Below are 14,300 nucleotides of genomic sequence, written 5' to 3' on the forward strand. Positions count from 1 at the left end.
GTTTGTGTAGGGTTTTATTGTTTGTGTAAAGAAAATGGAATCGTGTTATATTATAACAAAGCGTTTTATGAATTGCAGATTGGCTTTGTGAATGGTATTATTGTTATTAACTAGCTTCTTTAAAAAAAAAGATTAATTTTTCAACATAAAAAAAATGACAATAAAAAGGCTCAGTTATAATAACTAAGCCTTTAAAAATAATCTATTCGTGATAGGGTTTATTCTTTAATAAAGCGCTTTACGCCTACCTCACCTTTTTGAGTTTCAATTTTTAACAAATACATTCCTTTCGATAAGTTTGAAACATTAATTCTAGAGCTGGAGCTTTCTAAAACTTTTGTTCCTAAAAGAGAGAATACTTCTACTTTTTCCAGAGTTTCGTATAATTGAATGTTTAAAATAGCATTAGTTGGATTTGGATATATTTTCAACCCTTGAAGATAATCTACTTCATTTATTCCTAAAGCTGGTTCAAACTCTACAGTCACTGCTTTATCGGCATTCATTGTAATTTGTATTGAATTTACAGTACCTGCTACTACATCTCCAGTCCATTCTTTTATAGCAAAACTTGAACCTGGTGTAGCCGTTAATGTTACTACGTCTCCATGATTGTAAACTGTTCCAGAAGCAACATCTACAGTACCTGTACCAATAATATTAACAATTAATGTTCGTTGAATTGAACTAAATGTTGCTGTAACCGTTCTATTAGAATCCATTGTAATACCTGTTAGATTTGAATTGCCACTGGCATCACCAGACCATCCGTCAAATTGATATCCTGTGTCCGGTATTGCTGTTAAAACAATCTCCTCTCCACTAGCATAGGTTCCGTTTACTGGGTTAGGATTTGTTGTTACTGTTCCGTTGATTGCATTTATAGTTAAAACTGGTCTTTCTATAACAGAAACGCCTTCAATAGTTGTATCAGCGGTTACAGTAATAGTTGTTGGATTCTGAGAAAACACACCATAATTAGATATATTCCAACTATTATATATATAACCCGCATCTGGAGTTACTGTTAATGTAACTACCGTTCCGTCTGCATAAGTTCCGTTTATTGGACTTGGACTCACTGTTACTGTTGAATTTGTTTCAATGATAGTTAATGTATGTTGTATAGGAATTAAACTAAATATTGCTGTAATAGTTTTATCAGAATCCATTGTAATACTTAATGGATTTGTAGTTCCACTTGCATCTACTGACCAGCCATCAAATTGGTAACCTGCATCTGGAGTTGGTATTACACTAACTACTGTTCCATCAGTATATGTTCCATTGGTTGGATTTGGATTGGTTGCAACGGATCCGTTTGTAGCAGTAATTGCTAAGGTTCTTTGTATAGTTGTTTGGCAATTAAGACTAAAACTTGATGCAGGATCTATGTATGTCCAGTTTGCTGTACTGTAAGCGACATTATCTACCTGTATACAAGTTAGATCTGGGTTACTACCTGCATCGAACCTGTTGGTTGTAATATTTGTATTGTTTCCATTCGCTACATTTAAACTTGTTAAACCGTTTGATCTACAATACAATTCTACTAAATTCGTATGATTAGAAACATCTAAACTACTTATAGAATTGTAACTACAACTAAGTTTTGTTAAACTCGTATTGTTAGAAACATTTAAACTCATTAAAGAGTTTGAGTGACAAAATAATTCTGTTAAACTCGTATTGTTAGAAACATTTAAACTCATTAAAGAGTTTGATGCACAATTAAGTTTCGTTAAATTAGTATTTGTTATGACACTTAAACTATTTATAGAATTATTAGCACAATTAAGGTCTGTTAAACTCAAATTATTAGAAATATCTAAACTGTTTATATTATTATTATTATTACAATGAAGATATGTTAAACCGGTGTTGGTAGAAACATTTAAACTGTTTAGAGAATTAGAAGTAAGATCAAGATACGTTAAACCTGTATTGTTGACAACGTTTATAGTACTTATAGAATTATTATTACAATCAAGATATGTTAAACCGGTGTTGGTAGAAACATTTAAATTGGTTAGTGAGTTACCAACACATCGCAATTCTGTTAAAGCCGTATTATTAGAAAGATCAATACTACTTATAGAAGTATAATTGAAATTAAGATCTGTTAAATTCGTATTGTTAGAAACGTTTAAATAAGTTAGTAAGTTATCACTACAGTTTAACGATGTTAAAGCCGTAAAAGCTTCTATACCTGTTAAATCTGTTATATTTAGGCTAGAACAATCAATAGTTCCTGTAAAGGCACTTGCTTCACTACATTGTATTTCATTATCATTATTGGTATCAATTGCTGAATTATTAGCTAAATACAATTCAAAATTGGTATCCGGTATGTTTACAGTTCCTGTACAACCTGGTACAGTGTAGGGTGTAAACACAATATCATCTATAGCAAACCTGGCTAAACCACCACTACTCTCTGTAATTGTAAAACTAGTAACACCTGTCCAATTAACATTTACTGTACTTCCTGCTCCTAAAGCTAGTATTGCAACAACATTAGAATTTGCACCTCCTGTTGGTGAGAATGTTCTACTACCAGCAGCAGCATTTCCGTCAAAAGCATATATGGATTGAATATTTATAGGAGCACTAAATGTAACAGTGATAGAGTTTACAGGTTGACCAGAAACTATTATATTTCCAGTAGTTCCTGCAAAACCACCGCCATTAAGCACAGTAACATCATTTGAAGAATTGGTGCATTCCGCTTGTATACCCGCAACAGTTTGTCTTACATAGTTAGTGCCATTAAATGACACTGATTCCCAATCAAACGTTTGGGAGTAACTTAATGAAGATAATAGTGTGAATAGTAAAAGTAATTTTGTTTTCATTTTAGTATTGTTTTAAAATATTTGTGTAAAGAAAATGGAATCGTGTTATGTTATAACAAATCATTTTGTGAGTTGCAGATTGGCTTTGTGAATGGTGTTTTTTACTTGTGAGGTTTAAAAAACGCATGGCCAACTTTTTAAAATCACATAGGAGAAATACTATTAGAAAACAGTATTTATAGTATTAAATCACAAAAAAGAAGGCTACCAAAAAAGATAGCCTCCTATATATAATTTAATAATTATTTAATTGTAACGCTTCTATCACAACCAGAATTTGCTGTGTAACAACTAGAACCTGCACCTCCAGAATTTGAATCGAATTTATATGTGTAATTGAATGAGCAATCTACTTTTGTATAGCTATTACTATTTATACGTGTTCCATTTCTAGAACCTTCTTTATAAACGTAAATATCTTTACCAGTTTTGTTAATAATAGTTACTGTTTTTTTAGCATTGTTATTATCCATCTGCTTCATACGTGCTTGGTGAGCCACTAATTTTTTATGAGCAGGTGTCGCTCTAATAGAGTCGTTATATCTCTTTATTTCTTCATCTCCAGCTTCTCTTGCGCGTTTAATTTTAGCAATATCAGCTTTATCTTTAGACGTTAATGGTATTGCTTGTTTGGTTTTCATTGCAGTTACATAATCGTTAAATTTTTTCTCTATGTTTACTGTCTTTATATACTTAAATGCTGGAGACGTTTTACGTCCTGCATTTTTTAGTTTTGCTTTCATTCTTCCTAATAAACCACCTTTCTTCTTCTTTTTCTTTCCGGTCTCCGCTTTTGTTTCTGCTCGGTCTTTGACCATTACAAATATAGAAGTCACGTTTCCTAATTTTGGAACACCGTTATCTGGGATATTATCTACTACAAATAATAGATCGTCAATCATCATATAACCGTCGTCTGTATAGTCATGTTTTATAGACATTACATTTGGGTAGCTATCTACTCTACCGTAGTCGCTTAATTCGGTTTCACTAAAACCACCATAATTTTCTAAAACTGGTACTGCTTTGAAACCTACCGGCTGACCAGTAGCTAATCTCTTTACTGTTAATTTAACAGCTGGCACACCTCTTTCAAAATTGTAAGTTCCATCGCCATTTGCAGATTTTCCCGCAAAACCTTCGTAAGTGGTCGTTTCTCCATTAGCTTCTATTGCTTCGTAAAAGTTTTTTTGAGCTTGTGATATGCTTACCACAAAAAATAAGGCAGCGACTGTAATTATTGTTTTCATTTGTATTTAATTTTAAGATTCATACAAATAAAAATGAATCGTAGTAAAGTATAACAAAGGGTTTTATGAATTACCGATTGGCTTTGTAAGGGGTGAAAACATTTCAATAAATGATTTATTTTGAGTTAAAATTGAAAGTCATCAGCCACGTATATAGCCTATAAAAATGACAAAAAAAGGCTCAGTTATAACAACTGAGCCTTTAAAAAAACATAGCCTACTAAAAATGAATTTATTCTTTTATAAAACGCTTTACTCTAATGCTACCATCTTCTGTATATACTTTTAAAACGTATACTCCAGATGATAAATTTGCAACATTAATATTGTTTTTAGTACGTTCCAAAACTTTAGCACCTAAAATAGAATACACCTCTACTTTTTCTATTGTACCTTCTAGTTTTATATTTAAAATAGTAGTTACAGGATTTGGATACACTGCAAAATTCTCCAATAAAACGCTTACTTCGTTTACACTTAAAGTAGTACTAAACTCGTAAGCTCCCATATCTACAGTTGTATTAAAAACACGTTGGTTTCCAAGTAAATCTAATGTGGTATTTACATAGCTATTATTACCTGCATCTTTTGCTGGAGAATTAGCTTGCAATGTATAGTCTGTTAGACTTGTAAACAATGGATTTGCAGTATTTGTAGCTGTAGCACTTGTAATACTTGCATCGTTAAAGTTTAATGGATCTATAGAATTTAAAACACTTATAGATTGCGCTGCAGCATTATAAGTATTCGTAATAGATCTTACTGGAGTGTTTGTAGTCTGTGTTGGTCTGTAGTTATCCCAAAAAATACAATTAACAACTTCTGCTATTATAGTTCCCGCTGTTTTGTTAATAGCAACTGTTGCTCTACTGTTATCGTTAAGACTATTTCCTGTAGAATCATCAATGTTATTAACAAAAGTGTTATTTATTAATTTTATATTTACATCTGTACTTGTACCAATCGATCTAAACCATGCTGCACTTCCACTTAACCCTTTAGTGCTATTAGATAAATCTCCGGCCACATTATTGTCGAATAAGCTATTTTCAATCCTTATGTCGACATTTGTATCTGCTTTTGCATAACTGTAAATACCAGAACCATAAAGCGACATATTATTTATAATTTTACAATTCTCTACTATAAGCTCTCCTCTAGCACCTGTATTAGAATTTAAAGAAGGAAAGCCATTATTTAATTCAAATTCTGCAAATAAACCTGATGCACCATTTTTAGCTATATTATTTAAAATAGTACAATTATTTAATGTTAATTTTACTATTGACTTTTCTTTAATAATAGCAGCACCTCTTGTTGAAGTACTATTATGAGCGTTAGAAACCGTTAAACCGTCTAATACTAAATTTTCACCTAAATCTGTAATATTTAAAATGTGATGACTATTATCTGTCTTACTTGAATGATTATTACTATTTATATAATGATCGTCTACAAAAACATCATTTCCTAGTAAATCTCCAGATAAAATAGTTTCGTTACTACCTAAAACACGCTCAGACAGTTGTGTTTCTGTACCTGTAAAACCACCATAGATACTTAAATTTGGAGCTATAATATCAAACCTTGCAGAACGATTGCTTATTTCTGGCTTATATGTTCCAGAAGCTATCCAAATTTCATCTCCATCTGTAGCGTTTGTTAATGCACTTTGCAAATTTTTATATGCATTCGACCAAGATGAACCATCATTATTTCCTGTTGCTGATACTGATGCATCAATATAAAATTTAGTTAGTGCACTTGTAGTTGGGTAATAAGCAGATAAATCAGCGATTTGTGTATCTGAAAGTGCCGATTTATAGAAATATACATCGTCTATACTTCCTGTATATCCACCGGTTGGGTTTATCACCATTTGTGCAGATTCTAAAAATGTTGCAATTCCAGTATTAAATGGATCAATAAAACCAGAAATGTTATTTTGTATAGTGCCATCAACAAAAACATCTAATTCTAGTCTTGCTCCTGAATACGTTAGAGTTGTTCTTAAAGTAATATTATGCCATTGATTATCTGCTATAGTAACATAATCGTCCGAGTTCCAATCATTAAGTGTACCTGATACAACTGATTCAATTTTTGACCTTAGATACAGTTTTTGACCATCCATTTCAAATCTAAAACCATAACCTCCAGCTCCATAAACTTGAATTATACGTTGACCGTTACTGTTGGTTGATAGATTGTTTTTCACCCAAAAACTTAACGTTACCTCTTTGTAGTCTGAAGTTCCTAAAGTATGGCCTGCTAAAACACTAGTACTTGCTATTGCATCGTTAACATTCCCATTTCTATCTATTCCAAATGTTACTGTTCCTGCCAAATCTGGACCTCCATTTGCTGCTATGTTTACCAAACTTCCATTGGTAAATTCAAATTTACCATAGTGACCAGATGGTAATATTTGTGAAAAAGAAAAACTACATACAAGTAGCAATAAATAAAGTAAACGTGTTTTCATAATATATTTGATTTTTATTTTAAAAGACCAAATAAAACAGAACTATGTATTATTATAACAAAACGTTTTATGAATTGCAGATTGGCTTTGCGAATGGTAAGAATTGGAGTTGAAGAAAAGAATAAAATAACTACTAGAAAATAGTTAACGTGTTATAAAAAAATTAAAACCTATTTTTATAGGGCATCGTTAAAATTACTTTTGTGCCTTTGGCTATTTCATTTTCATATAAATCCTCAATAACATAACCTATATTTTCGGCATACTGTTTTTTAAAGATTTCTAAGCGTTTTTCTATTGCATTTAAAGCAAATGATTTGTGATGGTTTCCCTGTCTATTTGATATTTCTGTAGACTTCACTCTACCAATACCATTATCTGTAATTGTACATTGTAGTACGTTTTTCGCAAAACTAAATACAATATGGAGTTCTTTTTTACCCGCTTTATGCATTAAACCATGTACTAAAGCATTTTCTATAAATGGTTGTATTAACAACGATGGAACTTCTAAAGATTCTTTTTCATCAAAATGAATGGTATAATTAAAATCATCACCAAAACGTAGTTTTTCTAATTGTAAATACACATTTAAAAAATCTAACTCCTTATCTATTGAAATAAAATCTTGACTTGAATACACAAGGGTGTTTCGAACCAATTGTGCGAATAGCACAATATAATCGTAAGAGGCATCTGTATCTTGTTTTAATATTAAATCTTGTATAGAATTTAAAGCATTAAAAATAAAATGCGGATTCATTTGTGACCTTAGTGCTGTTAAATTTATGGATATCAGTTCTTTTTCTAAAGATATTTTTTCTAATTCCGTAAGGCGTTCCTTCTTATCCTTTTTTATTTTTTTTCTGAAGTACAAAATAGTGCTACCAATAAAGAACACAAAAATTCCTAAAATAAACCACCAAGTTTTCCAAAAAGGTTTATTTATTGTAAAATCGATTGCTTTTATTTTATTAACATCAAATTTTTCGTCGATAATAGGCTGCACTTCAAAAGTATATTTACCAGCAGGTAGACTATTATATTTTACAGAATTCGCTCCTTGATCTGTAGTTAACCATTGGTTATTAAACCCTTTTAGGCGATAGTTATATTTTCGTTTCTGATTATATAAAAACCCATTGACATTAAACCCTATTTTTATAGCATTCTGGTCATATTTTAAGCTATAATTAGAGGCGATTAAAGTGTCACTTTCATTAATTTCAACTGTATTAAAATAAACCTCTGGATTTTCGTTTTTAAATGGTTGTTCTTTATTTATAGAAAACAAACCTTCGTTAGACGAAAAGTAGACTTTATTTTTAAGTATTTCAATTCCCGAAATATCATAGGATACAACACCTTCTCTCTTTGTTAGAGTTTGTATTTTCTTGGTTTTGATATCTAATAATTGTATGCTATTATCTAGGGTTATCCATAATTGGTTATGGTCTGCTTTAACCATACCAATTTTATTAGATGTTAATCCATTTTCAATAGAATAATGATGGATAATACTATCGTTTTTAATACCTATAACACCATCTTTAAATGTAGATACCCAGATTACACCGTTTGTAGTTTTAGTTATAGATTTGACATCTATTGATTTGTTATTATAACGAATGGGTTTAGAATTCCATAAGCTATCGTAGCGCAATAAATTATCGACATAGGCAATATAAACAGATTTATTAGTGGTGTTGTAATAAGATGTATACGTTCTTTTCCCTCCCTGATCTTTGTCAATTACAACATTATTTAAACCTGTTTCATCACTTATATTCACACCACTATTGCTGGTATAAAGTAGTTTTTTATTATTTAATATCGTTAAACTTTTAGCCGTTGAAAGGCCACTAATTTTATTAAGCTCAAAGGATTTCATATTAAACGTAAATCCACCAAAATCTTTACTAATAAATACGGTGTTTTTTGATGGAAAATACTTTAAAACAGAAACACGATCTTTTGTTGGTAAATCTATAATACTAATACTATCTGTTTTAGTATTATAAAACCCAATATTCCCTTTCGTATTTCCAAAAACTAGTGTACTATCATTAATAACATCTAAACTGCTAATGTTTTTATTTTCATTAGAAATTGTAGCTTTTTCAATATTAATATTTGGGATTACATATATACCGTCGTTTAAAGTTGTAAACCAATAATTTGCGTCGTTATCTTTTACAATTTTTGTTACATCATTCTTTTTTAAAAAGCGTTTCTTTAATTTAAAAGACTGTTTTTTATATTCGTAGACCCAAACACCTGTACCTGTAGCAAACCAAATTTCATTATTATTTTCAAATTGATGATAGATACGTTCTCTAGCAATAGCTTCAAAACCATTAATAACATTTACCTCTTTCTTCTTTTTGTTAATATGAAAGAAACGATTTATACCATTTCTTTTTTGCCTAAAAAACAGTGTTGAATCTATTTTAAAAATAATGGCTTGATCTACACCTATTTTTTTACCACTTTTATCTTTAAAAGGTAAACCTACTGGTACAATTCTATTAATATTATTTTTGGGAGTAATACTATATATAGAGTCTATACTTCCAAAATAAATGGCATCTTTAAATACAAAAGGAGCTCCCTTTATTTTTCTAGGAAGGGAATGAGTATATTCTATCTTTTTTGTTTTTAAATTTATTTTATAGGTTTTATAATAAGCAAATACCCATAAATACTCTTTTTTAATAATAAACTCTGCTAACTGCCCTCTAAGTTCTTTGCTTAAATCTGCAAATAATTGTAATTCATTGTTTTCTGTATAGAAAAACTGACCAGAAACATTATTACACCAAATACGCCCTAAATGATCTTCTTGGGCATTAAAAACAGATAAGGCTCGTTGTAAGTTATTACTATAACTTTTATAGTTTTTACCATTATATCTAAACAAACCTTTGTCTGCGCACACCCAAATAAAGCCTTTAGAATCTTCAAAAAGATCATAAAACTCTTTGTCTGGTAAACCATTTTTCTCTGAGAAATGTACATACACAGGTTCCTGTCCCTGCATAAAAAATGAAGTACAAAAAATAATTAATAATGTTATTTTTTTTATCAATAGAGATAATAGTTATTATAATTGAACAATGTTTTTAAATTGATCTATTCTAGATCTAGAAATTTTAGCTTTAACCGTTCCATTAGCTAAAGTAATAGTTTGTTCTGCTTTATTTAAACATTCTACATGTATAATATTAATAATCCATGCCCGATGAGAACGAAAAAATGAGACATCTTTAGGGAAAACGTTTTCAAAATATTTTAAATTCTTACTCGTTGTAATGGTTTTACTATTCTTTAAATAGATTTTACTATAAGCTCCATCAGCTTCAAGAGCAATAATATCTTCTATGCTTACTATGCGTCTATTACCTAGTTCTGGGATTATAATTTTTTTATAATCCTTATCTTTAATTGTTTTTAATAAGGTTTGGTAGTCTACTAATGCAGCTTGTTTTATTAATTTATCCTCTAATTTTACTAGAGTCAATGCTAATTTTTTTCTATCAATAGGTTTTACGAGATAGTCAATTGCATTTAATTCAAAAGCTTTTATAGCGTAATGGTCGTAAGCGGTTACAAAAATAATTTCAAAATTTATTTCATCAAAAAAGTTTACAATTTCATAACCTGCATAGTTAGGCATTTGTACATCTAAAAAAACTACGCTGGGTTGTAGTGCTTTAATTTGTTTTACACCATCTTCTAAATTACTACAAGTGGTTAGGATATTAATATTGGAAGATGTTCTTTCTAATAAATTAGTGAGCACATTTCTTGCGCTTTGTTCGTCATCTATTAGTATAGCATTAATTTTATCCATAAAAACAAATATAAGCATAGTACTATTATTTAACCTAATAGACTTTATGAATGGCAGATTGAGTTTGTGAGATCATAAAAAAGTTGCAACTCCTAAAAAAGAAGCTGCTATAAAAAATTTAAATTTTCTCTGTTATAAGTTTAATCTATAGAACTAAAAGTGATATTAAACACTACTTTCTAACACTATCTGAAACCAAAAGTTTTCCTTTTTGAATTCGATTTTCGCTATGAAGAACATACATATAAAGCCCAGAACTTAATTGTAAATGCCCTATTGGAATTGTAGTATTCGATGCGGTCTTAAATTGTGCTATCTGCTTTCCTTGAATACTATACAGTGTAAATTTAATGGTATTATCTTCAGGACTTTTTATTGTTATAATACCATTACTTGACACGGGATTTGGGTAGACTAAAAATGTGTTAGTCTCAAAATTATCGACACTAAGTATATTATTTCCTAGATTAATATTATCAATAAACAAGGTTTGACCATAAGCATTTACATTTCTAAATTTCACATACACATTGTTAGAGCCAATATATGCAGCTAAATCTATGGTTTCTGTTCTCCATTGCGTATCTGTTGGTACAAATTCACTAGTTGTATTTGGTGCTGTAGCAAGATCTGCTCCCACTTTATTATAGACAGATGTGTAGGTCGTGCCACAATCTGAAGAGATTAAAACTTCTAAACCATCGGCATAAAGACCTGAATATAGTGCATAAGCAACATCAAAAGTAAGTACAGCATCACTAGCATTGGTTGCTGTCATATTTAAAGGCGCAATAATGTCACAATATGCTCCAACAGCGCTAAAAATATAATTATTAACCATCATACAACTTGTACTTTGTCCAAAACCACCTACCGTGTTATTATACGTCCAATTAAAATTGCTACTGGCTTCTTGTGTCCATCCTTCTGGCATAAATTGGACTTCAAAATCTTCAGCTAAACTTGTTGCGCTTAAAGCTTGAACGTCTACTGTTAAAGTATCACTAGACGCAACTCCTGCAGCATTAGTAACCGTCAAAGTAACCAAATGCGAGCCTAAAGTAGTAAAAACAACTTCTGGATTTCTAATATTAGAGGTTGCTGTATTCGCATTTTCAAAGGTCCAAGCCCAAGTGGCTCCGCTATGATTTAACATCGAGTAATCATCAAAATAAAACACATCACCTGCACAAGTTGCCGTCAATTTATCGACCATAATTTTAGCAACAGGTCTAGCTGTTGCTTCATACAATGGGCTTTCCCAAATTCCTTTTCCGTAGGTTGCCAAACGTATTTTACCATCACGATAAAATGGTTTTAAAGCACTTGTTCCTACCGTCGCTGGTAAATTTATAGCATCTAAAGTCCATGAAGACATGCTGTTGTTTTTGTAATACACAGAAGCACTTGTACCTACATAAACGCCTCCATTTGTGCCTCCAATAGTAACAATAGATTGAATGTTCTGAGCATTTAATGCACTTGACGTTTCATTAGTCCAAGACGTTCCACCAGAAGTAGTTTTGAATACTTTATTGCCATTATTTCCGCGGGCATAAGCCAACCATAGTACTTGATCGTTTTCTGGGTCTAAGCTAATTAATGATCGGTTACCTCCTGTACTTGGCAATGTTATTGTGGATGTGTTTTGCCAATCGTCTGTTGTTTTTATTATCGAAGCATTACCAGAATTTGGACGCACAACAATGTACATGGTTTCTGTATTTGCTCTAGAAATTTCTATATCCAAAACTTCTGTATTCGCTGCTGCTGTATAGACTGATGTAAAACTAGTTCCACCATCTAAACTTTTATATAACTGGTTGTCTTTTCCTAAATACAAAATGTTGTGGCAGCTGGGATGAAATTCCATTTCTGAAGACTCTGCAAACCACGGACTTTCATTTGGTAGCATGGCTATTGCTGCGTTTAATACAGAACCAGTAATAGTTTGAGGTATAATTTTACTTCCAATAACACTAGAATATACACGTAACGTATTACTAGGATTTACATATCCTGAAGCAGGTTCTCCACCTCCTAAATCTAAAAATGCGCCACTAGGAAATCCTTCATAATAGACATCTACTCCATTATGAAACGTTCCGCCAACAAGTAAATCGTTATTCCATCCAGAATCAAATCCCCAAAAATCTACACTATTTACACCATTCATTTTAAATTCTGGTTGCGTTGCAAACAAATCATTAGATTTATAAACACCACCATCTGTACTTGCCCAATATTCATTACCAAAAGCTCTAAAATCTTGCATATCAACATGCATTGGATTGTAATTACCACAGCCATAATTATAAATACAAGTAAAGGTTTGCCCGCCATCTGTAGAACGCCACATCCCAATGCCTCCTACTAGTATTTCATTTGCATTGGTATTAGAAGCCATCACAGCACAATTATAAAAGCCTTGGTTAAAACCACTACCATCTGGGTTAGATGAGATAAGATTAGGATGTGTTGTTCCGTCGTAAGGTGCACCGTCAAATCCCATAGTATTTGCCCAAGAGGTTCCACCATCATTACTTCTATAGATGCCTATAAACCCACTATCACCAGATTTAGAATCTCCTATTAAAAACGCATAAATCCTATCTGGATCGGCGTTAGAAACAGCAATTCTGGCTCCTACAACAGTTCTATTATCATCTGTAGAATTATACCAACCTGTAGTTTGTGGAGTCCAATTTACGCCTCCATTTGTAGAGGTTAAAAACTGATGGGTATTGGTTGCATTATTACGTCTTACCGTATATAAAATATTAGGATCATTAGTATTTGCTTTAACATCAAAACATTCAAAATTTAAAGTTTGTGTCCAAGTTGCGCCTCCATCTGCAGTACGATGCATTCCTGCTTTGCCTGCTACCAATACTATTTGAGGATTTACAGGATTGATAAAAATCTCTGCTGGATTTTCAATATAACCACCTAAAGTAATGTTACTATCAAAAACAGCAGTCCAATTTATACCACTATCTATCGTTTTAAAAACCTCACTTCCAGAACCTATGTATACAATTTCTGGATTTGTAGGATGAACCGCTAGCGCAGAAATCCCTGCATTTGCTATTACTGCTTGTGGAGCCAATGCTGTTATTAAAGATAAAGACACATTAAACCAGTTATCTCCGCCATCTAACGTTTTATAAACTTCTCCGTTTTCGGTTCCACAATACAAAATAGAAGTAGCCGCTGCACATTGTCCTACAGAATACACGTTTGCTTGTGCGCCGCTTTCTATTGTGCCACCTGCTCTAAAATTTTGAAAAGGACCAAGCATTGACCAATTACCTGTAAATCCTCGATTTTTTGAAGCCGTTTGTAATAGTCTTTTATCTAAGAGCGTTTTAAGCTCAGTTTTTTTATTATGATCATAAAAACCGTCATCATTTACAAAATTATTAATCGCTTTTCTCCAGCGTTTGTAATATTGTGTGTGATATGATTTTACAAATAAATTATCTTTATAATAGCGCTTGTATAAAACATCTACTTGGTTAACACTTGGATTAGTACCATACATAGATTTTGCCCATTCTGGCGCAGTGGTATACAATTGACCGGAAGGAATAGTACTATTCGTTTGCGCATATAAGTTAGTCGCAATAATTAAAAAAAAGAAAAGTAATAATCTATACATTGTAGCGTGTTTAATAATCGCACTAAAGATATATAAACTAGATAGAAAAAAGAGCTTAAATGTTTAATTTGAATCCGTTCACCAAAAACTATAGTCTAGTGTTTTTAATGTACACTATTTACCCAAATGTATTGTGCTTATTAGCTTCTTCTCGTCATAAACAGTATTCTTTTTACAATTATTCACACTTATTTTA

The 14,300-nt window shown here is 31.5% G+C and carries 6 protein-coding genes; all 6 read right to left on the reverse strand.

What is annotated here, in order from left to right:
- Positions 1–218: 218 nt before the first annotated feature.
- Complete coding sequence (locus RH82_RS17720; protein WP_052158229.1) at positions 219–2,855, reverse strand: InlB B-repeat-containing protein; 2,637 nt, start codon at positions 2,853–2,855, stop codon at positions 219–221.
- A gap of 242 nt (positions 2,856–3,097) precedes the next feature.
- Entirely contained in the window at positions 3,098–4,105 is a 1,008-nt protein-coding gene (locus RH82_RS05475; RefSeq protein WP_034058862.1) for a hypothetical protein, read from the reverse strand.
- A gap of 232 nt (positions 4,106–4,337) precedes the next feature.
- Complete coding sequence (locus tag RH82_RS05480) at positions 4,338–6,590, reverse strand: T9SS type A sorting domain-containing protein (RefSeq protein ID WP_034058865.1); 2,253 nt, start codon at positions 6,588–6,590, stop codon at positions 4,338–4,340.
- Positions 6,591–6,753: 163 nt separating this feature from the next.
- The gene (locus RH82_RS05485) at positions 6,754–9,630 is read right to left on the reverse strand and encodes a sensor histidine kinase (protein WP_034058867.1); all 2,877 of its coding nucleotides are present in this window, start codon (positions 9,628–9,630) and stop codon (positions 6,754–6,756) included.
- Positions 9,631–9,693: 63 nt separating this feature from the next.
- Positions 9,694–10,461 carry a LytR/AlgR family response regulator transcription factor gene (locus RH82_RS05490; protein WP_081979195.1) on the reverse strand — a complete coding sequence of 256 codons (768 nt, stop codon included), beginning with the start codon at positions 10,459–10,461 and terminating at the stop codon, positions 9,694–9,696.
- 154 nt (positions 10,462–10,615) lie between these two features.
- Positions 10,616–14,104, reverse strand: a complete 3,489-nt coding sequence (locus tag RH82_RS05495) for a T9SS type A sorting domain-containing protein (protein ID WP_034058870.1) — start codon at positions 14,102–14,104, stop codon at positions 10,616–10,618.
- Positions 14,105–14,300 lie beyond the last annotated feature (196 nt).

This window comes from Lacinutrix jangbogonensis, assembly GCF_000797445.1.
In the GTDB taxonomy this organism is placed as follows: Bacteria; Bacteroidota; Bacteroidia; order Flavobacteriales; family Flavobacteriaceae; genus Lacinutrix; species Lacinutrix jangbogonensis.